Source organism: Pseudomonas sp. P8_229, assembly GCF_034008635.1.
Taxonomy (GTDB): domain Bacteria; phylum Pseudomonadota; class Gammaproteobacteria; order Pseudomonadales; family Pseudomonadaceae; genus Aquipseudomonas.
Map to the genome: position 1 here is coordinate 5,733,267 of NZ_CP125378.1, position 26,936 is coordinate 5,760,202.

Annotated in this window: 15 protein-coding genes; 9 read left to right on the top strand and 6 right to left on the bottom strand. The window is 60.0% G+C overall.

The genetic code is table 11. The features are described 5' to 3' along the window. Positions 1-164 precede the first annotated feature (164 nt). From QMK55_RS25865 to QMK55_RS25880, 4 genes are read left to right on the top strand one after another with little or no spacing between them, the layout of a single operon-like run. Entirely contained in the window at positions 165-2,015 is a 1,851-nt protein-coding gene (locus QMK55_RS25865) for an extracellular solute-binding protein (RefSeq protein ID WP_320328080.1), read from the top strand. Continuing rightward, positions 2,002-3,066 (top strand): microcin C ABC transporter permease YejB, encoded by a 1,065-nt coding sequence (locus tag QMK55_RS25870; protein ID WP_320328081.1) that lies wholly within the window; start codon positions 2,002-2,004, stop codon positions 3,064-3,066. The genes QMK55_RS25865 and QMK55_RS25870 overlap by 14 nt, the downstream gene beginning before the upstream one ends. Then, the gene (locus tag QMK55_RS25875; RefSeq protein WP_102355334.1) at positions 3,066-4,088 is read left to right on the top strand and encodes an ABC transporter permease; all 1,023 of its coding nucleotides are present in this window, start codon (positions 3,066-3,068) and stop codon (positions 4,086-4,088) included. Before QMK55_RS25870 ends, QMK55_RS25875 begins: the two co-directional genes overlap by 1 nt. Before the next feature lie 14 nt (positions 4,089-4,102). Continuing rightward, complete coding sequence (locus tag QMK55_RS25880; protein WP_320328082.1) at positions 4,103-5,677, top strand: ABC transporter ATP-binding protein; 1,575 nt, start codon at positions 4,103-4,105, stop codon at positions 5,675-5,677. A gap of 205 nt (positions 5,678-5,882) precedes the next feature. Here QMK55_RS25880 and QMK55_RS25885 read toward each other — a convergent pair whose 3' ends face one another. Beyond that, positions 5,883-6,200 carry an SCP2 sterol-binding domain-containing protein gene (locus QMK55_RS25885; RefSeq protein WP_102355336.1) on the bottom strand — a complete coding sequence of 106 codons (318 nt, stop codon included), beginning with the start codon at positions 6,198-6,200 and terminating at the stop codon, positions 5,883-5,885. 64 nt (positions 6,201-6,264) lie between these two features. Continuing rightward, a complete protein-coding gene (locus QMK55_RS25890) occupies positions 6,265-6,975 on the bottom strand; it encodes a histidine phosphatase family protein (RefSeq protein ID WP_102355337.1) in 711 nt (236 codons plus the stop codon). Between the two features lie 205 nt (positions 6,976-7,180). Between QMK55_RS25890 and sohB the strand changes: the two genes are divergently transcribed. Further along, complete coding sequence (gene sohB / locus QMK55_RS25895; protein ID WP_102355339.1) at positions 7,181-8,212, top strand: protease SohB; 1,032 nt, start codon at positions 7,181-7,183, stop codon at positions 8,210-8,212. Between the two features lie 66 nt (positions 8,213-8,278). Here sohB and QMK55_RS25900 read toward each other — a convergent pair whose 3' ends face one another. Both QMK55_RS25900 and QMK55_RS25905 read right to left on the bottom strand, forming a co-directional pair. Further along, entirely contained in the window at positions 8,279-8,773 is a 495-nt protein-coding gene (locus QMK55_RS25900; RefSeq protein ID WP_008080464.1) for a DUF934 domain-containing protein, read from the bottom strand. Further along, entirely contained in the window at positions 8,757-10,415 is a 1,659-nt protein-coding gene (locus tag QMK55_RS25905; RefSeq protein WP_102355340.1) for a nitrite/sulfite reductase, read from the bottom strand. Before QMK55_RS25905 ends, QMK55_RS25900 begins: the two co-directional genes overlap by 17 nt. Before the next feature lie 524 nt (positions 10,416-10,939). On the opposite strand from QMK55_RS25905, the gene QMK55_RS25910 reads away from it, so the two are divergent. Continuing rightward, positions 10,940-12,013: an ABC transporter substrate-binding protein gene (locus QMK55_RS25910; protein WP_320328083.1), complete on the top strand. Its 1,074-nt coding sequence runs from the start codon at positions 10,940-10,942 to the stop codon at positions 12,011-12,013. Between the two features lie 6 nt (positions 12,014-12,019). On the opposite strand, the gene QMK55_RS25915 is transcribed toward QMK55_RS25910, so the two are convergent. After that, positions 12,020-12,238: a DUF2970 domain-containing protein gene (locus QMK55_RS25915; protein WP_102355341.1), complete on the bottom strand. Its 219-nt coding sequence runs from the start codon at positions 12,236-12,238 to the stop codon at positions 12,020-12,022. Positions 12,239-12,416: 178 nt separating this feature from the next. Here QMK55_RS25915 and QMK55_RS25920 point away from each other — a divergent pair, with 178 nt between their 5' ends. Beyond that, positions 12,417-19,475 carry an NEL-type E3 ubiquitin ligase domain-containing protein gene (locus tag QMK55_RS25920; RefSeq protein ID WP_320328084.1) on the top strand — a complete coding sequence of 2,353 codons (7,059 nt, stop codon included), beginning with the start codon at positions 12,417-12,419 and terminating at the stop codon, positions 19,473-19,475. A gap of 57 nt (positions 19,476-19,532) precedes the next feature. Here the strand turns inward: QMK55_RS25920 and metH are convergent, their stop codons facing one another. Then, a complete protein-coding gene (metH, locus tag QMK55_RS25925) occupies positions 19,533-23,243 on the bottom strand; it encodes a methionine synthase (RefSeq protein ID WP_102355343.1) in 3,711 nt (1,236 codons plus the stop codon). Positions 23,244-23,398: 155 nt separating this feature from the next. On the opposite strand from metH, the gene QMK55_RS25930 reads away from it, so the two are divergent. Next, positions 23,399-25,693, top strand: a complete 2,295-nt coding sequence (locus QMK55_RS25930) for a fatty acid cis/trans isomerase (protein ID WP_320328085.1) — start codon at positions 23,399-23,401, stop codon at positions 25,691-25,693. 184 nt (positions 25,694-25,877) lie between these two features. After that, positions 25,878-26,903, top strand: coding sequence for an acyltransferase family protein (locus tag QMK55_RS25935; protein WP_102355345.1), 1,026 nt, complete (start codon positions 25,878-25,880; stop codon positions 26,901-26,903). Positions 26,904-26,936 lie beyond the last annotated feature (33 nt).

Consider the following 26,936-nt stretch of genomic DNA (forward strand, 5'->3'; position numbering starts at 1 on the left):
TCGCCGGCCTGTTGCACATCACAGGTAGGCAGGATGTGTGGTGACTGTACTGGCCTCTTCGCGAGCAAGCTCCCTCAGGGGATTTGCGATGAACCCGCCCTCCATGTGGGAGCGAGCCTGCTCGCGAAGAGGCCAGTCGCAGCACCGCGTAAAGGGATCTGCCCATGTTCTCCAGACTCATTTTATTCAGTGCCGTTGCGCTTTTAACCTCATTCAGTTGGGCCGCCCCGCAACCAGCGCTGACGGTCTACGGCGAGGCCCCCAAATACGCCCCGGACTTCCAGCACCTGGCCTACGCCAACCCCAACGCCCCGAAGGGTGGCACCCTGCGCCGCTCCTCGCTGGAAAGCGGCCCGTTCGATCACCTGATTCCCTACATCGACAAAGGTACCGGCGTGGCCGATGTCGACGGCTGGCTCTACGCGCCGCTGGCTTATCGCAGCAAGGACGAGCCCTACAGTGTCTACGGCCTGGTGGCTCAGCAGATGGAGCTGGATGCAGATCGCCGCTGGCTGCGTTTCTACCTCAATCCCAAGGCCAGGTTTGACGATGGCACGCCGATCACCGCCGAAGACGTGCGCTACACCTTCGAGCTGTTCACCACCCAGGGCAGTCTCAAATACCGCCAACAGTTTCGCGATGTCGCCGAAGTCGTGGTGGAGTCGCCGACGCAAGTGCGCTTCAACTTCAAGAACAACGACAGCCGCACCTTGCCGCTGGATCTGGCGACGCTTCCAGTGCTGCCCGAACACTGGTGGCGCACGCGCAACTTCGCCGAGGGCGCCGGTTTCGAGATCCCGCCGGGCAGTGGCCCGTACCGTATCAGCGCGGTGGACGCCGGACGCAGTGTGAAGTTTCAGCGCGTCGCCGACTGGTGGGCCAAGGACCTGCCGATCACTCGCGGGCTGTACAACTTCGATCACTTGAGCGTGGAGTTCTTTGCCGACACCGATGTTTCCAGGCAAGTGCTCAAGGCTGGCGGCTTCGACTACAACCGCGAGTTTTCCGCGACCAGCTACACCATCGGCTATGCGGGGGCGGCGCTGGAGCAGGGCAAATTGCTTCGTGAACATCTCGCGCCCGGCGCCGCGCAAGGTTCGCAAGGTTTCGTGTTCAATCTGCAGAAACCGCTGTTTCAGGATCGCCGGGTGCGTCAGGCCATCGCCATGCTCTGGGACTTCGAGTGGAGCAATCGGCAGATGATGCGCAGCATGTACCTGCGCCAGCGCAGTTACTTCTCGCACAGTGCGTTGGCGGCCACTGAGTTGCCGGATGCCGAGGAACTGGAAATCCTCGAACCGTGGCGCGGCAAGATTCCTGACGAGGTCTTCACCCGGGTGTTCGAAGCACCGAAAACCGACGGCAGCGGCAACATCCGCGCCGAGCAGTTGCAAGCGTTGAAATTGCTGGAGGCCGCCGGCTGGAAACCTCATGGCGATCAATTGGTGAACGCCAGTGGCGAGCCGCTGCAGTTCACCTTCCTTAACGGCCAGAAGGGCTTCGAGCGCTTGCTGTTGCCGTTCAAGCGCAACCTGGCACAGATCGGCATCGGTTTCGATATCCGCCAGGTCGACACCGCGCAATACACCAACCGCGTGCGCAATCGTGACTACGACATGATCGTGGTCGGCTATCCGGTGAGCCAGGCGCCAGGGCGCGAGATGTTCAATTACTTCGGCGCCGACGGGGCGGACGATCCCGGCTCCAACAACTACATGGTGCTGCGCGATCCGGCTGTCGATGCGTTGCTTGAAGGGCTGGTGCAGGCCGACAACCGCGACAGCCTGTTGCGTCATGCCCACGCTTTGGATCGGGTGTTGCAGTGGGGTTATTACTGGATTCCCAACTACTACCCGCCGGGGATTTCCACGGTATGGTGGAACCGTTTCGGCCGCCCGGCGACGGCGCCGCTGTACGACGCCGGGCTCGACACTTGGTGGGAAATCAGCCCGACCGCGCTGACCTCCACGCAGCTGCAGCAACAGCAAAAGGAGTACGCCCATGTGGGGTTATAGTCTGCGGCGTCTGCTGCTGATCGTGCCGACCTTGCTCGCCATTCTGTTGGTCAATTTCGTCATCGTGCAGGCCGCGCCGGGTGGCCCGGTGGAACAGGCGATTGCGCGCTTGCAGGGCATCGGCGTCGGCGCGGCGGTGGGCGGTGGTCATGTGGAAACCATGGGTGGCGAATCCCGCGCCACCCGTGGCCTCGATCCGAAACTGGTGGCTGACATCGAGCGCCAGTACGGCTTCGACAAACCCGCCGGTGAACGCCTGTGGCTGATGCTCAAAAGCTACGCGCGGCTGGACTTCGGCCAGAGTTTTTTCCGGGGTGCCAGTGTCACCGAACTGATCTGGCAGAAGCTGCCGGTGACCTTGTCGCTGGGCTTGTGGGCGACATTGATCACTTATCTGGTGTCGATTCCGCTGGGCATTCGCAAAGCGGTGCACAACGGCTCGGCGTTCGATGTCTGGAGCAGCGTGGCGATCATCATCGGCTATGCGATGCCGGGGTTTCTGTTTGCGCTGCTGCTGATCATCGTGTTTGCCGGCGGCAGTGCGCTGGACTGGTTTCCGGTGCGCGGACTGGTCTCGGACAACTTCGCCGAGTTGTCGCTGTGGGCCAAGGTCGCGGACTACTTCTGGCATCTGGTGTTGCCGGTCACCGCGCTGGTCATCGGCGGATTCGCCACGCTGACGATCCTCACCAAAAACAGCTTTCTCAACGAGATCTCGCGGCTGTACGTGGTGACGGCACGGGCCAAGGGCCTGAGTGAACGTCAGGTGTTGTACGGCCATGTGTTCCGCAACGCGATGCTGCTGGTGGTTGCCGGTCTTCCTCAGGCGCTGGTGACGGTGTTTTTCGGCGGTTCGCTGCTGATCGAAGTGATCTTCTCGCTGGATGGCCTCGGCCGCCTGAGCTACGAAGCGGCGGTGTCGCGCGATTATCCGGTGGTGTTCGGTTCGCTGTTCATCTTCACCCTGTTCGGCCTGCTGATAAAACTGCTCGGCGACCTGTGTTACACGCTGGTCGATCCGCGCATCGACTTCACCGCGAGGACTGCCTGATGCTGACCTTATCTCCCATCGGACAGCGCCGCTGGGCGCGCTTCAAGGCGCATCGGCGTGGCTGGTGGTCGTTGTGGCTGTTTCTGCTGCTGTTCGGCCTGAGCCTGGGCGGTGAATTGATCGCCAATGACAAGCCGCTGCTGGTCGAGTATCAGGACCAATGGTATTTCCCGGCGTTCAAGCGCTACACCGAGCAGGATTTTGGCGGTGAGCTGCCGTTTCAGCCTGACTATCGCAGTGCGCAGGTGCGGCAGCTTATCGAGGGGCAGGGCGGGCGTCTGTGGTTTGCACCGATTGCGTTCGGTTTTGATACGGTCAATTACGACCTGACGGAGCCGGCACCGAGTCCACCAAGCGGCGAGAACTGGCTGGGCACTGACGATCAGGCGCGGGATGTACTGGCGCGAGTGATCTTCGGGACGCGGGTGTCATTGCTGTTCGCTCTGGCATTGACCACCGCGAGCGCGCTGATCGGCATCGCCGCGGGTGCCTTGCAGGGTTATTACGGCGGTTGGGTCGATCTGCTCGGGCAGCGGCTGCTGGAGGTGTGGTCGGGGCTACCGGTGTTGTACCTGTTGATCATCCTGTCCGGGTTCGTCGAGCCGAATTTCTGGTGGCTGCTAGGGATCATGGCGCTGTTTTCCTGGCTGAGCCTGGTCGACGTGGTGCGCGCCGAGTTCCTGCGCAGCCGTGGCCTTGAATACGTCAAAGCGGCGCGGGCGCTGGGGGTTGGCGATGCGCAGGTGATCAGCCGGCACATCCTGCCCAATGCGATGAGCGCGACCCTGACGTATCTGCCGTTCATTCTCACCGGGGCGATTGCCACGCTGTCGGCGCTGGATTTCCTCGGTTTCGGCATGCCTGCCGGCAGCGCTTCGCTGGGCGAACTGATCGGCCAGGGTAAAAGCAATCTGCAAGCGCCGTGGTTGGGGCTGACTGCGTTTTTTACGTTGGCGCTGATTCTTTCTCTGTTGGTGTTTATCGGTGAAGCCTGCCGAGATGCTTTTGATCCGCGCTCTTGAGCCGAGGAGTTGATATGAGCGATAACCTGATCGAAATACGCGACCTGCGTGTAGCATTCAACGGCCAGCCAGTGGTGCACGGCCTCGACCTCGACATCCGCCCGGGCGAGTGCCTGGCGCTGGTCGGCGAGTCCGGCTCGGGCAAATCGGTGACCGCCCACAGCATCCTGCAACTGCTCGACCCGAACATCACGCGGATCGACGGCAGCATTCGCTACCGCGGCGAAGAGCTGCTCGGCGTGCATGAGCGTTATCTGCGGCAGCTGCGCGGCAATCGCATTGCGATGATTTTTCAGGAGCCGATGAGTTCGCTGAATCCACTGCACACGGTTGAACGGCAACTCGGCGAGAGCCTGGCGCTGCACAAAGGTCTGGCGGGCGCGCAAGCCCGTGAGCGCACTCTTGAATTGCTGGAACTGGTTGGCATCCAGAACCCCCGGGAACGGCTCAAGGCCTATCCGCATCAGCTCTCCGGCGGCCAGCGACAGCGGGTAATGATTGCCATGGCGCTGGCCTGTGAGCCGCAGTTGCTGATCGCCGACGAGCCAACCACCGCGCTCGACGTGACCGTGCAGCGCAGGATTCTGCTGTTGCTCAAGGAGCTGCAGCAGCGGCTCGGCATGGCGTTGCTGATCATCAGTCATGACCTGAATCTGGTGCGCACGATTGCCCAGCGGGTGGCGGTGATGCGCGGCGGTGTGATCGTCGAGCAGGCATCCTGCGAACAACTGTTCCGTGCGCCGCAGCATCCTTACAGCATCGAGTTGCTGAATGCCGAACCTGGCGGGCATGCCTTATGTCTCGACGCCACCGAGGATTTGTTGCAAGTGCGCGATCTGAATGTGCGCTTCCGTCTCGGCGGCGGTGGGTGGCGGCCGAAGACTTACCTGCAGGCGGTCAAGGGCATCGATCTGAACCTGCAACGCGGCAAGACCTTGGGCATTGTCGGCGAGTCAGGTTCGGGCAAGTCGACATTGGGTCAGGCGATTTTGCGGCTGATCGACGCCGAGGGCAGCATTCGTTTTGCCGGTGAGGCGCTGGAGGCGTTGAGCGGCAAGCAACTGAGGCCGCTGCGCAAACGCCTGCAAGTGGTGTTTCAGGACCCGTTCGGCAGTCTCAGTCCGCGTCTGTGCGTCGAACAGATCATTGCCGAGGGATTGCAGGTGCACAGCGATTTGAATGCCGCGCAGCGTGCGCAGGCGGTGATCGAGGTACTGCGTGAAGTGGGTCTCGATCCGGCAACGCGGCATCGCTATCCGCACGAATTTTCAGGGGGGCAGCGGCAACGCATCGCCATTGCCCGGGCACTGGTGCTCAAGCCCGACTTGATCCTGCTGGATGAGCCAACCTCGGCACTGGATCGCACGGTGCAAAAGCAGATCGTGGCGCTGCTGCGGCGTTTGCAGCAAGAGCATGGTCTGACCTACCTGTTCATCAGCCATGACCTGGCGGTGGTGCGGGCGCTGGCTCATGATCTGATCGTGATGAAGGAAGGACAGGTGGTGGAGCGGGGGGAGACCGGCAATCTTTTCAGCGCGGCAAAGCACCCCTATACGCAGGAGCTGCTGGCCGCGTCATTTGCCGGTTGATGACCTGCTGCCAGAGCTGACGCTTTCGCGAGCAAGCCCGCTTCCACCGGGGGGATTGGCTGTTTCGGGATTGGCGGGTTGCCGCCGGCTCCATTGTGGGAGCGGGCTTGCTCGCGAAGGCAGTCGGTGCTTCAGCGAAATCCTTGATGCCTGAACGCAAAAATCCCGCCACCAGGGCGGGATTTTCTGCAAACCGAACGACGTCTTACGACGGGAACAGTTCGGACAGTTTCATCGACAGCATCATGTCGCCTTCAACGCGCAGCTTGCCGCCCATGAACGCCTGCATGCCGTCGGTTTCACCGCTGACGATACCTTTCAGGGTTTCGCTGTCCAGCACCAGGGTGCAGTTGGCATCTGGGTTTTCGCCTTCCTTGATGTCGCAAGTGCCGTCTTTGACGATCAGCGAGTACTGCTTGTCTTCGTCGGTGATGTTGAAACCGAAGACCAGGTCCAGACCGGCAGCAGCGGCTGGGTTGAACTTGGCTTGCATCGCTTTTACGGCATCAGCTACGGAGGTCATGGTTCGATCCTTTCTTGGGTAATGGGAGCTGGGTGATTACAGCAAGGGTCACAGTTATCCGGACTCAGCGAAAAGTGATGAGTTCCGGAGCCTTCAGCAGCTGCAGATGTGCATGACTGTTGAAGGAAGCCAAAGCCACCTCGCGACCGCGGAACTTCAGCTGGTTGAGCGAGGTGTTGACGATTTGCCAATTCAGTTCGAATGCCTGTCTGGCAGGCATTTGGGTAATCAGGTGGAGCAGGGCGGTGATGGTGCCGCCGGAGGTGAACACGGCGATTTTCTGGTTGCCGTCGGCCTGTTCGAGGATGCGCTGCAGCCCGCCTTGCACCCGCTCGACGAAACCCAGCCAGCTTTCCAGGCCCGGGGTGTCGTGGGTGCCGGCGAGCCAGCGCTCGATGACCAAGGCGAAGATGCGCTGGAATTCGGTACGGTTCTGCGCCGCGTTGCGCAGGATGTCGATGGCTTCCGGTTCGTCCACCAGCATGGCGGGGATCAGGGCGCGGATCACCGCGTCGGCATCGAACTCGTTGAACGCGGCGTCGGTTTCCAGCGTCGGTACCGACAGGCCTTTGGCGGTGAATTGCTCCAGCGCACTGGTGGCCGTGTGTTGCTGGCGGCGCAGGTCGCCCGCCAGGCAGCGATCGAAACGGACTCCCAGTTCGACGAGGTGCTGGCCGAGGATTTCTGCCTGGCGCACACCGATGGGTGACAGGACGTCGTAGTCGTCTGCACCAAAGGAGGCCTGGCCATGTCGAATCAGATAGATACTGCCCACGTCCGCGTCATCCCGGTACGTTGAAGGTTTGGCGAGGTTATGAGGATGACGGAGTACTGTCAATGAAAAAACATACGCTTGTTTGAAATGCTTGTTACAGGCCTGTTGCCAGAGGTTTCACGGCTGGTCGACGAGGCGGCGCATGGGTATGCTGGAGCCATCCCGCGCGTGTTTTTGCATCCGCGCATTGTTTTAAGGAGTCTCTGTGGAGTTTTTCACCGAATACGCCAGTTTCCTGGCCAAGACCGTAACCCTGGTGGTCGCCATTCTGGTGGTGCTGGCCAGTTTTGCTGCATTGCGCAGCAAGGGCCGGCGCAAGTCGGCAGGGCAGTTGCAGGTCAGCAAGCTCAATGATTTCTACAAGGGCCTGCGTGAGCGCCTCGAGCAGACCCTGCTCGACAAGGATCAGCTCAAGGCCTTGCGCAAGGGGCAGGCCAAATCGGAAAAGACCGAGAAGAAGCAGAAGAGCAAACCCGAGGCCAAATCCCGGGTGTTCGTGCTCGATTTCGACGGTGACATCAAGGCATCGGCCACCGAGAGCCTGCGCCACGAAATCACCGCGCTGCTGACCCTCGCCACACCGAAGGACGAAGTGGTGCTGCGTCTGGAAAGCGGCGGCGGCATGGTGCACAGCTACGGCCTGGCATCGTCGCAACTGGCGCGTATCCGCGAGGCCGGGGTGCCATTGACCGTGTGCATCGACAAGGTCGCGGCCAGCGGCGGCTACATGATGGCGTGCATCGGCGAGAAGATCATCAGCGCGCCGTTCGCGATTCTCGGTTCGATCGGCGTGGTCGCGCAGTTGCCCAACGTCAACCGTTTGCTGAAAAAGCACGATATCGACTTTGAAGTCCTCACCGCCGGTGAGTACAAACGTACCTTGACGGTGTTTGGCGAAAACACCGAGAAGGGTCGGGAGAAGTTCCAGGAAGACCTCGACATCACCCATCAGTTGTTCAAAAACTTCGTGGCCCGCTATCGCCCGCAACTGGCGATTGACGACGTGGCTACCGGTGAGGTCTGGCTCGGCGTTGCAGCGCTGGACAAGCAACTGGTCGATGAACTCAAGACCAGCGATGAATATCTGGCAGACCGGGCGAAAAAGGCTGAGGTCTACCACCTGCATTACGCCGAACGCAAAAGCCTGCAGGAGCGCATCGGCATGGCGGCCAGCGGATCGGTCGATCGTGTACTGCTGAGCTGGTGGAGTCGCCTGACGCAACAGCGCTTCTGGTAAAACAGTCAGCCACAAAAAACGCCGGTCAATGACCGGCGTTTTTGTTTGTGCAGTAAACCCGAAAGCTTAGCGGCGACGGAACAGCGGCAGCGGTTCGTCGGTGGCAGCCTGATAGGTCACCGAGAAGTCCTTGAGACCTTCAAGGGCTTCGTACGGGTCTTTATCCGGGCGCACGGCAAAGGCATCAAAGCCACAACGGTGCATGTAGAACAACTGATCGCGCAGCACGTCGCCAATTGCTCGCAACTCACCTTTGAAACCATAACGGTCGCGCAGCAAGCGGGCGTTGGAGTAGTTGCGGCCGTCGGTGAACGCCGGGAAGTTCAAGGCAATCACCTGAAACTCGGCGACGTCTTCACCGATCTCTTCGGCTTCTTCATCGGCGTCCAGCCAGACACCCAGGCCGCCGTCGCGGGCCTTGAGCATGCGGCTGTGTTCGCGCCACAGTTGCAGCGGAACGATCAAGTCGTCGCAGTTGCTGATCTCGTCGATGTTGAAATCCTTGGGCAGCAAGTGCCAGGTTTCGTCGACGACCTCGTTGTTCTTAATGATTCGCTGCATAGACGCGTTCCTTGAAGAGGTCGATGCCAATACGCTGATAAGTGTCGATGAAGCGCTCGTCTTCGGTACGTTGTTCAACGTACACGTCGATCAGCTTCGAGATCACGTCAGGCATGGCTTCCTGAGCGAAGGACGGGCCGAGGATCTTGCCCAGGCTCGCATCACGGCTGGCGCTGCCGCCGAGGGAGACCTGGTAGAACTCTTCACCTTTCTTGTCCACGCCGAGGATGCCGATATGGCCGACATGGTGGTGACCGCAGGCGTTCATGCAACCGGAGATGTTCAGGTCCAGCTCACCGATGTCGAACAGGTAGTCCAGGTCGTCGAAACGGCGTTGGATCGACTCGGCGATCGGGATCGACTTGGCGTTGGCCAGCGAGCAGAAATCACCGCCAGGGCAGCAGATGATGTCGGTCAGCAGGCCGATGTTCGGCGTGGCGAAACCACCTTCACGCAGTTCGCCCCACAGGGTGAACAGCTGGCTTTGCTCGACGTCGGCCAGAATGATGTTCTGCTCGTGCGAGGTGCGCAGTTGGCCGAAGCTGTAGCGCTCGGCCAGATCGGCGACGGCATCGAGCTGTTTGTCGGTGATGTCGCCCGGGGCAACGCCGGTCGGCTTCAGCGACAAGGTCACGGCCACATACCCCGGCTTCTTGTGCGCCAGGGTGTTGCGGCTGCGCCAGCGGGCGAAGCCCGGATGTTCTTGGTCGAGCTCGGCCAGAGCGGCAGTCTGGTTGTCCAGCGCCTTGTAGTCCGGGTCGACGAAGTGCTTGGCGACGCGGTGCAGCTCGGCTTCGGTCAGCGTGGTCTGGCCACCGCGCAGGTGTTCCATTTCCGCGTCGACTTTCTGCGCAAACACTTCCGGCGTCAGTGCCTTGACGAGGATCTTGATCCGCGCCTTGTACTTGTTGTCGCGACGGCCATAGCGGTTGTAGACCCGCAGGATGGCGTCGAGGTAGCTCAGCAGGTCCTGCCACGGCAGGAACTCGTTGATGAACGCGCCGACCACCGGGGTACGGCCCAGGCCACCGCCGACCAGCACGCGGAAACCGAGTTCACCCGCTTCGTTGTGTACCGGCTCCAGGCCGATGTCGTGGACTTCAATGGCTGCACGGTCAGCGGTCGAACCGTTGACAGCGATCTTGAATTTACGCGGCAGGTAGGCGAATTCCGGGTGGAACGTGGTCCACTGACGGACGATTTCGCACCATGGGCGCGGGTCGATCAATTCGTCGGCCGCGACACCGGCGAACTGGTCGGTGGTGACGTTGCGCAGGCAGTTGCCGCTGGTCTGGATCGCGTGCATCTGCACGGTAGCTAGTTCAGCGAGGATGTCCGGGATGTCTTCCACCGCCGGCCAGTTGAACTGCACGTTCTGCCGGGTACTGATGTGGGCGTAGCCCTTGTCGTAGTCACGGGCAATCTTGGCCATCATGCGCGTCTGACGCGAAGTCAATTGGCCGTAAGGCACCGCCACGCGCAACATCGGCGCGAAACGCTGGATGTACAGGCCATTTTGCAGGCGCAGGGGGCGGAATTCTTCTTCGCTCAGCTCACCTGCCAGATAGCGTCGGGTCTGATCACGGAACTGCTTGACGCGGTCCTCGATGATCCGCTGATCGTACTCGTCGTATACGTACATATAAGTCCTGTTCTCAGGCTTTGGGCTACTCGGAAAACGCTGCGTTTTCGCTTGCTGGAGTCCGAAGGTGCCTCTGCAATTCTGCGCGCACGGCCGCGCACTCCCTAACGGAGCCGGGGCAATATACCCGTTTGCAGTTATGCGCAAAAGTGATGTTTGAGTATATGTAAAGAACCAAATCGCCTAACGAGAATGGCTGTCAACTAACCCACATTTGTCGTGCGGACAATCATCGTCTTAACTGTGGTCGAGTCTTTCTGCAATCACCGATAAAACCGACAAGAGGCGATGCAATGAGCAACCCGACCAAGGCAAGAAAAAGCGATAGCAGTGTCGATGCGTGGGCCATTTTGTTCCTGATCATTCTCGTTGTAGGGACAGCGGTATTCTGGGTCAGTCATCAGTAAACGACTCATCCGGGTCCGCTGCCGACAGATTGTCGGACAAATAACGGGATCAGGCGTCAATAGCCGCTGGTTCGAGGGCTATAATGCGCGGCCATTTTTCCTTGGGCCCGGATGTTCATGTTGAAGATTTTCCACCTCGCTCTGCTGCTTTTCGGCATGGTTCTGGGAACCTGCGCGCGGGCGGAATCGGTGCTTTTTCTGAATCCGGGCTCGACCGAAGAAGCCTTCTGGGTCAGCTATTCGCAATTCATGCAGGCCGCCGCCCGCGATCTGGGCATCGATTTGCAGATCCTCTATTCCCAGCGTCAGCCGGAACTCACTCTGGCTCAAGCGCGCCTCGCATTGCAGGGCGCCAATCGCCCCGACTATCTGATGTTCGTCAATGAACAATACGTCGCGCCACAGATTCTGCGCATGGCCCAGGACAGCGGCGTGAAGCTGTTCATGGTCAACGCGGTGCTGACGCCTGATCAGGAAGCCCTGGTGGGAGACCGTCCCGACCGCATTGGCAGTCTGATTCCCAACGACGAAGAGGGTGGATATCTGATGATGAAGGCACTGATTCAGGTGCATCCGCCGGTTGAAAATGGCGAACAGATTGAAGCGCTGGCCTTTTCCGGATTGAAAATCACACCGTCGGCACAACTGCGCGAGCGGGGTATGCAGCGTGCCTTGGCCGAGCATCCGCAGGTCCGGTTGCGGCAACTGGTCTACAGCGGTTGGACTCAACAGCGCGCTTATGAGCAGGCCAGGCAATTGGTCAAGCGTTATCCCGACGTATCGCTGGTGTGGTCGGCCAATGATGAAATGGCCTTCGGTGCGATGAGGGCTTTTTCCGAAGCAGGGAAGCGGCCTGGCAGCGATGTTTTTTTCAGTGCGGTCAACACTTCGCCCGCTGCGCTGCAAGCCGTTATCGATGGGCGTCTGAGCGCGCTGGTGGGTGGGCACTTCACCTTGGGGGGGTGGGCACTGGTCGAGTTGCACGATCATGAGTCGGGTGTCGATCTGGATCGATACGGGGGGCGTGACCGGCAGATTCCGTTGCTGCAATTGATCGACAAATCCCAGGCCCGACAACTGCTGGCGATGGGCAAATCGCCCAACTATGGCGTGAACTTCCGCCAGCTTTCAGCCAAGGGCAAGCCGGCCTCGTACCGTTACCCGTTCGGCCTGCAAACGCTGATGCACTGAGCGACGTCAAACCCCGGCGAAATGCAGCACCAGTTTGACGATGGCAAACAGTGTCAGGGCGAACACCGCAGTGAACAGAATGCCCAGGATCAGGAAATGGCTGGGCTTGCCATGGGTGAAGTCCCTGGCCCGGTTTTTCCCGCTCTGCACCCCGAATGCCGCAGCCATGACGCTGTGCAGCATCTGCCAGAAGGTTGGCGGTTTGTTGTCGACTGGATCGTCCATAAATCCCCCGTCTGTTTAGGTTCCCCTGAGAGCATAGCCAACCTGTCGGATTGTGCCGTTGCCACCGCGTCACTGCAGACGCAGTCGGTAACAACTCGCGACCGAAGCGATAACTATGTACCGCAGTCAGCCGAGGCGGAAATGGTGTTCTGTCGTTCCATTTTTCAGGAGCGACAGAATGTCCATTCATCCCCCGACGCAGCCGGCAGTGGCGAAGAATTCTCGCAGCCCGTTGCCTGTTGAAACGAAGGTTGTGGCCAGCGCGAGTATTCACGGCAAGCGCCTTGAGCACGTGGTGCCCGGCTGGCTGATCGATGCCAGCGCCGAACGTCGTGCCCATATCAAACGTGCCGGCACGCAGTTGCCGCAGTGGTATCAGCAGTTGTCTGCTGAGCAATTACGCGACGTGCAGGCGCGCGTCACTGAAAGCTTTCTTGCCCAGTCACGGCTGGACAAGACGATGGCGGCGCTTGAGAGCATCGAGGCATTTGCCGAGGCGCAACTGATAAAAGCGCTTAAAGATCAATTCAATGTCGAGCTCGACGTCAACAAAACCCTGTTGTGTCTCAGGCACGCTCTGGAAGTCAGTGCACTGGAAATCGAGGTGTCCAGTTTTGAAGTATTGAAACTCTCACTGCTGCAGGCAGCCCTGCATAATTTCGAAGCGGCGGAATGCGAAGAGGGGGCCTTTCATCGCGAATCCGGGTTTGTCGTAGAGACGTCGAACCCCGGTACATTCCAGGCTGTGACGGCCGAGATCACCGTCAGTCAGTTTCTGTCGCTGTGTCGTACGCTGGATATTGGTGCCCGATACCAGACGCGCGTGAAAGCGTTCTTTCAGACGGCCAGCGCATTGCGCGAGCAATTCATCAGCAGCCAGAAAACCGCACTGCGCGCAGCTGCCGAGCAGGCCCTGCTGAAGCAGGACATCGAACCGGACGACTATAGAATGATTCTGTCGGTCGTCGACGGTGAGATTCATCCGCGTGTTGGCGAGAAACCTGTGTGGTTTCGCGACCTGAGCCTGATGAAACACCGGATGACCGGTTGTGTGGTGTTCAGCATCAGCGAACGCAATCGCTACACCAACGAGTTCATCGTCTACATCCCCCATGATCCGGAACATCCGCTCAAACGCTACACCTCAGCGCAGATGCGCGAAGTATTCAAACGCAAATTCACGGCGCCTGACGCTGTGCCTTCGAATGAGGCGGCGACGGCCTATCAGCGCTTTTTCAGTCAGTTCGTGGCCTATGCCGACCGTCCTTATTACTTCAGTCAATTCACCCGATCTTCGGCGGACGCACCGGTAGATCCGTTGCGTTCGATCTGGGTGAAAGTCATCCAGATGATTCCACCGTTCTCTGCTCTTACACAGATCAAGGAGCTGCCGCCCGAGCGTCCGGGCAAACGTGAACCGGAGGAAGATCCCTATCTCAATCCGTTCGGCATTGTCCGCAAAGGCGTGGCGGGTATCTGGGCGGCCAATACCGATCTGTGGCAGTACCTCTATGAACAGCACAGCGACAAGTTCATCGCCGATGCGCGTGCTCACGCCGTACCGACGGCAGACGTTGACGCGAATGTCCGCGCAAAAAGGCTCAATCATTTGCTGGAATTCGGCATGTTCGCGCTGAACATGGTGTCGATGTTCGTACCGGTGCTGGGCGAGATCATGATGACGGTGATGGCCGGTCAGTTGCTGTACGAGTCGCTCGAGGGCGCTGTCGAATGGACTGAAGGTGATCGTCAGGCCGCCAAGGGGCACCTGGTCGATGTGGCGGAAAACCTCGCGTTGATCGGGGTCATGGCCGGTGTCGGAAAAGGCCTTGGCAGACTGAGCGCGGCCAAGCCCGTCGCGGTGATCGAGAGCGCTGAACTGATTGAGCGCCCCGACGGCCAGTGGCGGTTATGGACACCTGACATTGCGTCCTATGAAAGCCCTGCAGGATTGAATCCAGCGTCTGTCCCGGATGCGCAAGGCCTGCATCGATTGAATGGCAAGACGTACATTCGCCAGCAGGGCAGGGTCTACCAGACGCACTTCGACGAACAGTTGAACCAATGGCGCATTCTCCATCCGAACGATGCTTCAGCCTTTCAACCTATCCTCGAACACAATCGTCTGGGGGCCTGGCGGCATACGCTGGAGCGGCCGCTGAGCTGGGATCGATTGACTTTGTTGCGACGCATGGGCCATTGCACCGAAGCCTTTTCCGACGAGCAATTGCTCAATATCGCGGATGTCAGTGGCGTCAGTGATGACGCTCTGCGCCAAATGCACATGGATCATTTGCCTGTACCTCTGGCGTTGGCCGATACCTTGCGCCTGTTCGAGGCTGATCAGGGCGTGATCCGGATCATCGACCAGATCGAGCAAGGCACCAGCCTTGACGCCCAGTTCCTGCGGGCATTGCCGTTGCTGCCGCAAATGCCACGCTGGCCAGCCGGGCGCGTACTTGAGATCTTCGACGGCCCGGATTGGTCCGGAGCTAGCGTCAAGCATGGCACTGAGGCGTTATTGCCGGGTGACAGTATCAAGGCACCGATCCGGATCACTCGCGCCGATGTCCTGAGTGAACAGATGCCCGGGCGTATTCTGGATACGCTGGATGAGCCGGAGATTATCCGGTTGCTGGGGGCTGAAGCGGCCCGTGTCAATGAAGCCCGACCAGTTGAATTCAGGAAGCAGTTGGCGGATTTCCTGAAGACCCGTCAGCCGGCGATGTTCGAGCAACTCTATGCTGAGCCGCATTCGCACGAACCACGGGTTGCCAGACTGCAACGGGCGACGCCCGGGTTGGGCAGCCCGGCAGCCATCAGAGTGTTGCTGCAGGCAGACGCCGAGGAGCTGGCGCGTCTGGACAGTGGCAGGCGCGTGCCTCTGAGGCTGCTGGAAGCGTCGCGAGATTACGCGCAGCGCAGGCGCTTCGATCATGCCGTCGCCGGGCTGCACATGGAAAACCTGGCGTCGGCCGAGAGCCGGTGGCTGGCTTTTCGGGTGCTGGAAAGACTCCCTGGCTGGTCGCCCGATGTACGTCTGGAAGTGCGCGAGAACAGCACCCATGGGCCGTTGATCGATAGTCTCGGCGATGAAAGCACCCACCCGCTCAAATATCTGGTCAAACGGGGGCCTTCCTATCAGGCCTTCAACGAACGTGCAGAGGAACTCAACGGCATTCCTCGCCAGGGCGATAACTTTTTCGCCTCGGTCATGCATGCCTTGCCTGACAAGTCCCGCCAGGCCTTGGGGCTTGCCGACGTCAGTCAGAGTGCTTCTCTGCGTCGACTGGTGATTGACCATGCCCATCAACATCGCTCTGAACTGGCCCGGTTGGCCGGCAAGCGCCATGGCGTCAGCAAACCCTTCAAACCGGCACTGCGCGTGCCGGGGCATGGCCTCGGTTATTACGCCAGTGGACGCGGGCAGGGCGTTAATCCGCTGCTGGTGCCACGGGTGCAGAATGTCTATCCAACCCTCACCGATCAGCAGGCGGGCGGGTTCATTCTTCAGCAACTGGCGTCGGGCAAGAGCGACGCACAAATCTATGAGCTACTGCAAAGGCGTACCCGCGAATGGCAAGCGCTTGAGGCGACACTGGCCGAATGGGAGGGCCAACCGACACCGGAACCCACGCTGCAATCGATGATTGGTGGCAAGTCCAGCGTCGTGCACAACATCAAGCAGAGCTGGCGAACTTCACCGCTGGCGCACGTCCATCCACGTTTCGGCCAGTTGGACTTAGTATGTGATGAGGCACTACCGCTTCTGACAGCAGACTTTTCTCACGTACGTGAGCTGAATGTACGCGGTCGCTGCATCACCGATACCAATGCCGACGTGCTGCTGGGCGTTTTCCCGCATCTGGAGAAACTGACCATCAATGCGACAAGCGAGACGTTCAGCAATGTCCCGCAAGCCTTGCAGGGCATGGAGCGGCTGACCAGTCTGACGCTTTACAGCGCGGTCCCGTTTGCCGCTGACATGCCGGCACGGTTGGGCAGGCTGGCCCGAATTGAGGAACTGACAGTCTGTTCGTCGGGTTACCAGCCGATTGCCTTCGACGTCAGCCCGTTGCACAAACTGCGCAAGCTGGAGATCGTCGCCTATTCCTTGCTCGAATGGCCGGCCGGGGTACTTGAACTGCCTGATCTCGAACGCCTGAACCTCAAGGACACCGGGATCAGCACCTTGCCCGCAGGGCTGCTCGAGGGGCACGAAAAGTTGTGGTCGGGGTTGTCACTTGACTGGTCGAAGTTCTCCCGCGAAAACTTCAAGGTCGCCTATGAGTACGTCAAGACACATCCCGAGCATCTTATTGACCGCGAAGCGATGGTCCGGGATTACTGCAAAGGCGAATTGAAGCGTCTGGGCGAAGGCTTGAGCGCGTCGCCGCAGAGCATCTTCGACCGCTTCTTTGAGCAGTGGCCTGACGAGCAGCAACGATACGCAGCCATCGAAACCGTGAGCGAGCAGTTTGCAACCCTCGACAGGCAGCTTGTTGACTGGTTGCAAACGGGCATGGCCTCGCAAGAGTCAATCAGGGAGATAATCGGGCGATCCAACGCGACGCATGCCATCAGAACCAGTTGGCGCAAGGGACTTTTCAAACGCTATGGTTCAACGGTATCCGCCTCGACGCTGGACTTGTCGGGGTTGATGCTCAGCGAGCTTCCGCAATTGCCTGCCGATGCATTCTCACATGTACGTACCTTGCTTCTGTTGGGCCAGCGAGTAGATGCCTTGCAACTGCGCGGCTTCCTGGCGGCCTTTCGGGAGGTGCAGACGCTCGACCTGAGCGACAACGCCCTGCATGAGTTGCCGATTGAACGGGGTAGCCTTGCGAGGCTGTCACGGTTGGATCTCTCCAATAATCTGTTGACGGACACGCCCCGGTTGCAGCAAGGCCTGGAATCAATGCCGGCCCTTGAATATCTCGATTTGCACAACAACCCTCTGACCGGACTGACCGTCGCTGGCATGACGCGCTTGAAAGCGCTGAACTTGCAAGGCACGGATCTGCAAACCTGGCCTGCGGGTGCTGAAGCGCTCGCTCAGCTGACCTGGGTGGACTTGCGCAACAGCAAGATCACCACGCTGCCTCAAGCGTTTCTGGACAGCCATGCCGTGCTCAACAGCAATCTGACCGGTAACCCTTTGACGCCAGCCGCGACGGCAGCGCTGCGTGCTGTGCAACAGCGGATCGAGTTTGACTTCGGGCTGCCCGAGGGGGCGCTGCAAGCATTTGCCAATGAGCCGGTCCCGCTGACGTTTCCTCCAGCGGAGAGTGGACTCTCGATTGCCAGGCAATTGCTGCCATATCCCCACGCGGCGGCAGGCGAAGGTGAGACGTTGATGATCAACAGTCTTCAGCGCATGCAGCCGGCCTTCAGTGCCGAACAAGCATCGCAGTTGATTGAGCAGATGCGCGCCAGCGGAGCGACCAACGCTGAAACGGGTGCTCGAATCGGCGCCTGGAACCAGACTTTTGATACGCTGGTGCGCCAACTGAATGGCTGGCTTTACACCCGCGAGACCCGTGGAACAGACTGGGTCATCTCCTCGCAGACCCGCAGTCTGGCGGCCTGGCGAATCCTCACCTGTTGGCGGGCAAGGTTGCCCAACCTGCAAGGTGTGACGCAAGCCGTGCTGGATCTGCACGGGTTGCAATTGGGAGATATCCCGGCGCTACCAGACGACTTTGCGCATGTCCGCACGCTCAACCTGACAGGGACGAGGCTGAGTGCCGAGGGCGCCAGCGGTTTTCTCGCAGCCTTTACTCAGTTACGGACTCTGGAGCTTGGCGGCAATGAGCTGGAGGCTGTACCTCAATCGGTGCGCAACATGTCTGCGCTGGAGCGGCTGGAGCTTTCCAGTAACCGTTTCTACGATTCCGAGCACTTGTATGAGGCCCTTTCCGGTCTGGAACATCTGACCTGGCTGGATGTGAGTTACAACAACCTGGAGTCGTTCGATGTCAATTATTTCGGGCGACTGGAAGCGCTCGATTTGCGCAACAACAATCTGTTCATCTGGCCCGAAGGTGCGTTGCAGGCGGAGCATCTGCGCATGCTCAATCTGAGCCGCAACGACATCAGCACACTGCCGGAGGACGCACTGGACGGTACCCACGAGGCGTTGATGAATGGTACGGACTTGACCGACAACTACAATTTGTCCGAGGAAAGTCTTGAGCGACTCAGGGCTTATCAGGCCGCGGGTGAACGTCACCGGGTACTGGGTTTTTCACGCGCTGATCTGGAAGAGATGGTTGACGACGGCGCGGGCGGGCTGACCGAAACGACTGACAGCGTTGAATCCGACGAGATCGTGCCGATCGAGCCGTCGCAGGCGCAGTACAAAGCCCCATGGCTGGCCAATTTCGCGCCCGAACAATTGGCGGTTCGCGATGCGCTGTGGGAACAACTGGCTGCCGAGCCGGACAGTGCGGCGTTCTTCCATCTGCTGGAACGACTGCAGGACACGCGCGAATTCAGGGTGGCCAACGCTGACCTGACGCGACGGGTATGGACCGTCATGGAAGCCGCCGCGACCGACACCGAGGTCAGGGAAGTCATCTTCGCCGGCTCGACCACCCACGGCACCTGCGTTGACGGACGGATCCTGACCTTCAGTGGTCTGGAAACCAAGGTGTTCACCCATAACGCATTGCTTGAATTGCCGTCAGGTCGATCAGGCACAAAAGGTGGGGTGTTGTTGAATCTGTCGCGGCGACTGTTTCGCCTGGACAAGGTCGATGAATTGGCGAAAAAAGCGGCAGCCCGCAGTGGTTTCGATGAAGCCGAGATGCGCCTGGGTTATCGAATCGGTTTGACCGCAGGTTGGGAGGACGGCCTGGAGTTGCCGGGGCAGCCGAAAAACATGACGTATGCGTCGGGCGTCAGCCCGCAACAACTGGTCGAGGCGCGGACGGAAGTCAGTAACGCCGAACGATCGGACAAATTTCTGGAGGATTTGATTCAGCGCGATTACTGGGTGGAATACCTTCAGGAGAAGTACCCCGAAGACTTCAGGAAACTGGATGCGTTGCAATCGATCGAGGACGGGGCAGATGACGGACTGAGTGCCGACGATCCAGAGTACTTGACCCGGTTGTTCGATCGTACGGCCGAACGCAACGTGAAGATGATCGAGCTTTCGCAGCAGGAAATCGATGCAATCAATGCTGTAAAAACGCCGGTCCCGGGCTCTTCAAGTCATCTGTCCAACGCCTGAAACTGAAAGCGCAGTTCCCGACGCCGGTCAAACCGGCGCCGGGATCCACCCGTTGGATCAGTTGTCGTAGCCGAGGTTCGGTGCCAGCCAACGCTCGGTCACGCTCAACTCCTGGCCTTTACGCGAGGTGTAGCTCTGCACCTGGTCCTTGTCGACCTTGCCCACGGCAAAGTATTGCGCCTGCGGATGGGCAAAGTACCAGCCGCTGACCGCTGCGGCCGGGAACATTGCGTAATGTTCGGTGAGGAACACGCCGCTGCGGCCAGCGCGCATTTCGGCAGCTTCAGGGTCGAGCAGCGCGAACAGTGCGGCCTTCTCGGTGTGATCCGGGCAGGCCGGATAGCCCGGGGCAGGGCGGATACCGGAGTACTGCTCTTTGATCAGCGCTTCGTTGTCCAGCACTTCGTCCTTGGCATAACCCCAGTGCTCTTTACGCACCTGCTGGTGCAACCACTCGGCGCAAGCCTCGGCCAGACGGTCGGCGAGGGCCTTGACCATGATCGAGTTGTAGTCGTCGCCAGCGTCTTGATAAGCCTTGGCCACTTCTTCGGCGCCGATGCCGGCGGTGGTGATGAAACCACCGACATAGTCGGTCACTTCGCTGTCCTTCGGCGCAACGAAGTCGGCGAGGGAGAAGTTCGGCTTGCCGTCGGTCTTGATGATCTGCTGGCGCAGGTGATGCAGTTTGGCCAATGGCTTGCCGTCATCGCCGTACAGCTCGATGTCGTCGTCATGCACCTGGTTGGCCGGCCAGAAACCGAACACTGCGCGAGCGCTGATCAGTTTCTCGTCGATCAGTTTGGCGAGCATTTCCTGCGCGTCTTTGTACAGTGAAGTCGCGGCTTCACCGACCACTTCGTCTTCGAGGATGCGCGGGAATTTGCCGGCCAGATCCCAGGAGATGAAGAACGGCGTCCAGTCGATGTACTCGGCCAGAACGTTGAGGTCGATGTTGTCCAGCACCCGCGCGCCGGTGAAGGTCGGTTTGACGGGCTGGTATGTCGCCCAGTCAAACTGTGGCTTCTTGGCGATCGCTGCGGCGTAACTCAAACGTTCGGTACGCGCGCTGCGGTTGGCGGTGCGCTCGCGTACATCGACGTATTCCAGACGGGTCTTCTCGACGAAGCCGGCCTTCAATTCTTTCGACAGCAACTGCGTCGCTACGCCCACGGCACGCGAAGCGTCAGTCACGTAGACCACGGCGTCGTTGCTGTATTTCGGCTCGATCTTCACCGCGGTGTGCGCTTTGGAGGTGGTCGCGCCACCGATCATCAGCGGCAGGTGGAAATCCTGACGCTGCATTTCGCGGGCGACGTGGACCATTTCGTCCAGCGACGGGGTGATCAGGCCGGACAGGCCGATGATGTCGCATTTCTGCTCTTTGGCCACTTGCAGGATTTTTTCTGCCGGGACCATCACGCCGAGGTCGACGATGTCGTAGCCGTTACAGCCCAGCACCACGCCGACGATGTTCTTGCCGATGTCGTGCACGTCGCCTTTAACGGTGGCCATGAGAATCTTGCCCTTGGCTTCGGGCTTGTCGCCTTTTTCCAGTTCGATGAACGGGATCAGGTGCGCCACCGCCTGTTTCATCACGCGGGCGGATTTGACCACCTGCGGCAGGAACATTTTGCCGGCGCCGAACAGGTCGCCGACGATGTTCATGCCGGACATCAGCGGGCCTTCGATCACTTCGATCGGACGTGCGAACGACAGGCGCGATTCTTCGGTGTCTTCGACGATGTGCGTGGTGATGCCCTTGACCAGCGCATGCTCCAGACGCTTGTTGACGTCCCAGCTGCGCCACTCTTCGGTCTCGGCTTCCTTGACGCTGCCGTCGCCCTTGTACTTGTCGGCGATGGCGAGGAGGGCGTCGGTGCCTTCCGGCGTGCGGTTGAGAATCACGTCTTCAACGGCGTCACGCAGTTCCTGCGGGATCTGGTCGTAGATTTCCAGCTGACCGGCGTTGACGATACCCATGGTCAGGCCCGCACGGATCGCGTACAGCAGGAACACCGAGTGGATCGCCTCACGCACCGGGTTGTTGCCACGGAACGAGAACGACACGTTGGACACACCGCCCGAGGTCAGGGCGTATGGCAGCTCGTCGCGGATGTAGGCGCAGGCGTTGATGAAGTCGACAGCGTAGTTGTTGTGTTCTTCGATGCCGGTGGCGACGGCGAAGATGTTCGGGTCGAAGATGATGTCTTCCGGCGGGAAGCCGACTTCGTTGACCAGAATGTCGTAGGAGCGTTTGCAGATCTCTTTCTTGCGCGCTTCGGTGTCGGCCTGGCCGGCTTCGTCAAACGCCATCACCACCACGGCGGCGCCGTAGCGCTTGCACAGTTTGGCGTGATGGATGAACTGCTCGACGCCTTCTTTCATGCTGATCGAGTTGACAATGCCCTTGCCCTGAATGCACTTGAGGCCGGCTTCGATCACTTCCCATTTCGAGGAGTCGATCATGATCGGCACGCGAGAGATGTCCGGCTCGCCGGCGATCAGATTGAGGAAGGTCACCATGGCCTTCTTCGAATCGAGCATCCCTTCGTCCATGTTGATGTCGATCACCTGCGCGCCGGCTTCGACCTGCTGCAGGGCGACTTCCAGCGCTTCGGTGTAGTTGTCTTCGCGGATCAGGCGGGCGAACTTGGCCGAACCGGTGATGTTGGTACGCTCGCCAACGTTAACGAACAGCGAGCTGCGATCGATGGTGAACGGCTCCAGACCCGAGAGGCGGCAAGCCTTGGGAATGTCCGGGATTTCACGCGGTGCGTAACCGGCAACAGCTTTGGCGATGGCTTCGATGTGCCCCGGCGTGGTGCCGCAGCAACCGCCGACGATGTTGAGGAAGCCGCTCTGGGCGAATTCTTCGATGACCTTGGCGGTTTCCGACGGCAGTTCGTCGTACTCGCCGAATTCGTTCGGCAGGCCGGCGTTCGGGTGCGCGGAAACGTGGGTGCTGGCCTTGTTCGACAGCTCTTCCAGGTACGGACGCAATTCGCTGGCGCCGAGCGCGCAGTTGAGGCCGACCGAGATTGGCTTGGCGTGCGCCACCGAGTTCCAGAACGCTTCGGTGGTCTGGCCCGACAGGGTCCGGCCGGAGGCGTCGGTGATGGTCCCGGAAATCATGATCGGCAGTTCGATGTGGAGCTCTTCGAACACGCCTTGCACGGCGAAGATCGCCGCTTTGGCGTTGAGGGTATCGAAAATGGTTTCGATCAGGATCAGGTCGGCGCCGCCCTCGATCAGGCCCTTGGTGGCTTCGGTGTAGTTCTCCACCAGCTCATCGAAGGTGACGTTGCGGTAGCCGGGGTTGTTGACGTCCGGCGACAGCGAACAGGTGCGGCTGGTCGGGCCGAGCACGCCGGCGACGAAACGCGGCTTGTCCGGGTTCTCGGCGGTCTTGGCGTCGGCCACCTTGCGCGCCAGACGTGCGCCTTCTACGTTTAACTCGTAGGCCAGTTCTTCCATGCCGTAGTCGGCCATGGAAATGCGCGTGGCGTTGAAAGTGTTGGTTTCGAGGATGTCGGCGCCGGCATCCAGGTAAGCTTTCTCGATGCCGCCGATCACGTCCGGACGGGTGATCACCAGCAGGTCGTTGTTGCCCTTGACGTCACTCGGCCAGTCCGCGAAGCGTTTGCCGCGATAATCCTGCTCCTCGAGTTTGTAGCTCTGGATCATCGTGCCCATGCCGCCGTCGAGAATCAGGATGCGCTCTTTGAGGGCTTGCTTGAGAGCTTGAAGGCGGACGCTGCGATCGGACATTTGGACTACTCGAAAAGACCATTACGAAGGGCCGGGATCATAACAAACCTGTGCGGTTTTGGAGCATGTCGCGCTTTTGCATGAATATCGTTCATGTTGGTGCGGGCGTCATACTGTAGACTCGCGGCGTTTTTTTCAGGATCGGGATCAAGGGCATGTCGTACCGCGTCATCAGCATTTTCTTGCTGTTCTTAAGCTTTGGCGCGGTGGCGCAAGAGCTCTCGATTTCGCCCGCTATTTCATATGCCCGTGACATTCAACCCATCTTCACCGAGAAGTGCGTGGCCTGCCATGCGTGTTACGACTCCGCCTGTCAGCTCAATCTGGGCAGCGGCGAAGGTGCTGGCAGAGGCGCGAGCAAGATGCCGGTCTACGACGGTGAGCGCACTCAGGCCGCACCGACCACCCGACTGTTCTATGACGCCTTCGGCAAACGCGCCTGGCTGCAGAAGGGCTTCTATTCGGTGCTCGACGCCCAGGGCAGTCAGGCCGCGCTGATGGCGCGGATGCTGGAGCTGGGACACAAAACCCCGCTGACCCCCAATGCCAGGTTGCCGGAGGAGATCGCCCTCGGCCTGCAACGGGAAAACATGTGCGCGATGCCCGCCGAGTTTGAAGGCTACGCCGGCGCCCACCCGAAAGAAGGCATGCCGCTGGCGGTGACCGGCCTGACCGATCAGCAATACCAGACGTTGCAACGCTGGCTGGCGTCCGGTGCGCCGATTGACGAGCAAGGCCTGGCGCCGAGCGCCAAAGAGGCGCTGCAAATCGTCCAGTGGGAAAACCTGCTCAACACCCCGGGAGCGCGGCAGAGTCTGGTCGGGCGCTGGTTGTTCGAGCACTGGTTTCTCGCGCACATCTACTTCAAGGACGGCGAGCCGGGGCATTACTTCCAGTGGGTGCGTTCGCGTACGCCGACGGGCCAGCCGATCGACCTGATCGCCACCCGTCGCCCGAACGATGACCCGGGCACTCAGGTGTATTACCGCCTGTGGCCGGTGCAAGGGGTGATCGTGCACAAGACCCACATCACCTATCCGCTGAGCGCGGCGAAGATGGCGCGGGTCAAGAGCCTGTTCTACAGCGGCAACTGGCAGGTCAATGCGCTGCCGGGTTACGGCCCGCAGAGTCGGGCCAATCCGTTCGCCACCTTCGAGGCGATTCCGGCCCAGGCGCGTTACCAGTTCATGCTCGACAACGCCGAATACTTCGTGCGCACGTTCATTCGCGGGCCGGTGTGCCGCGGGCAGATCGCGACCGACGTGATCCGCGACAACTTCTGGGCACTGTTCCAGGCCCCGGAACATGACCTGTACATCACCGACCCCAACTATCGCGGGCAGGCCACGCCGCTGCTGGCGATGCCGGGGCAGAACGACGACGTCGGCAGTGTCCTGAGTCTGTGGCACAACTACCGTAACAAGCGTAATGAATACGAAGCCCTGCGCCGCGACAGCTACGCCGACCAACCGCCGCCGAGCTGGTCGACCCTGTGGGCCGGCAACGACAACGCGCTGCTGAGCATCTTCCGCCACTTCGACAGCGCCTCGGTGACCAAAGGCCTGATCGGCGAAGTGCCACAGACGATGTGGCTGTTCGACTATCCGCTGCTGGAGCGCACCTATTACCAGTTGGCGGTCAACTTCGATGTGTTCGGCAACGTCTCCCATCAGGCGCAGACCCGTCTGTATTTCGACCTGATCCGCAACGGCGCCGAGCAGAACTTCCTGCGCCTGATGCCGGCCGATTCCCGCGAGGATTATCTCGACGATTGGTACCAGAGCAGCGGCCAGTTCAAGATGTGGCTCGATTACGAGGCCATTGATGACGACAAGCCGAGCGCATTGAAACTCGATTCGAAGGACCCGAAATATGATTTCGCCATGCAGTTGCTGGCGCGTTACGGTGACCTCAATGCGCGGCCGGATCCGATCAACCGTTGTGACGGCGCCTACTGCTCGCGACCGAATATCGACCCGGCGCTGCAGAACGCCGAGCAGGCGCTGAGTCGCCTGACCTCGCGTCCGGCGGCCGGTCTGAAAGTGATCGATCAATTGCCGGAAGCCACCATGCTGCGCATCGAAACCCGCAGCGGCAAGCGCGAGGTCTACAGCCTGCTGCGCAACCGCGCGCACAGCAACGTGGCGTTCCTGTTGGGCGAATCGCTGCGCTATCAGCCGGGGCTGGACACCTTGACCATTTATCCAGGTGTGCTCAGCAGTTACCCCAACTTCATGTTCAACATTGCGGCCGAGCAAGTACCGGAGTTTGTCGATGCGATGGAAAACGCCAAGGACGCCAACCGTTTCGAGAAAATCGTCGAACGATGGGGAATTCGCCGCAGTCATCCGCAATTCTGGTTCTATTTCCACGACCTGAGCCAATACATCCACGAAACCGACCCGGTGGAAGAGGGCGTGCTGGACATGAACCGCTACCAGAATCTTTGATCGTTTGAGGCCGGCCTGCTGTCCCAACCTTTAGCAACACCGCAAATCTCAACTGTGGGAGCGGGCTTGCTCGCGAAGGTGTCAGCTCATTCGAAATGGATGTCGCCTGACACACCGCGTTCGCGAGCAAGCCCGCTCCCACAGGGTTCAGCGGTGTCTCAGGAATCGTGGGCAGGAGCACTCAATGTTGATTTCAGTGCAGGCCCTGCGGGCGCTTGCCGCGTGGACGGTGGTCTGTCACCACTTCATGCAGATTTTCTTCGACTTCAAGGCGCGCGGCCCGATTGGCCAGTTGTTCATCGACAAAGGCGCAGTCGGGGTCGACATCTTTTTTGTCATCAGCGGCCTGGTGATCTTCTTGTCCACCGAGGACAAGGTCCTGCGGCCGGGACAATTTCTGCTGTATCGGCTGTCGCGGATCGTGCCGGCGTACTGGCTGTACACGCTGCTGATGGCGCTGCTGGTGTGGGTTGCCCGGCCGCTGTTGCCGGATCAGACACTGGACGTCGGGCATCTGCTGCTGTCGCTGTTGTTCATCCCGGCGCAGAACCCTGGCGGTTACGGGATCTACCCAACGCTGAACGTCGGCTGGACCCTCAACTACGAAATACTGTTCTACGTGCTGTTCGCCTGTGCGCTGGTGTTCCGTTGGCAGGTACGCCTGCTGGTGGTCGCGGCGCTGCTGTTTGCCACGTGCCAGGCGTTTGGCTGGGTCAGCGAGTTCTATCGTTCGGACATCGTTTACGAGTTCTTGCTGGGGATCGGCATCGGCATCCTCTACCGCCGGGGCTGGATCGGCCCCGGCCTATGGCTGCCGCTGCTGGGAATTGGCGCCGCATTGACGGCGATCTATCACCTGACGCCGGCGCCAAGGCTGTTGAGCTGGGGTGTGCCGAGTGCGGTGTTGGTGATGGCCTGCATGGCGCTGGAGCGTTATGTCGAGCGCAGCCGGGTGCTCAAGCTGCTGGGCGATTGTTCGTATTCGGTGTACCTGATGCACGTGCTGGTGCTGTCGGCCGGTGGTTTTGTCGCGCGACATTATGGAATCAGCCCGTATCTGATGTTCATCGTCTGCGCCCTGGCCATCGGTGTGGGCTCATGGATGAGCTACGAATGGGTGGAAAAACGCTGCTATCAGTGGCTTAAAGCGCGGATTGATGGCGAACCTGTTGATCAATCGATTGCTGAGCTTTCCCGACAAAAATACTAGGACTTTGTGCGGCGCGATGATTGGCGTAAACTG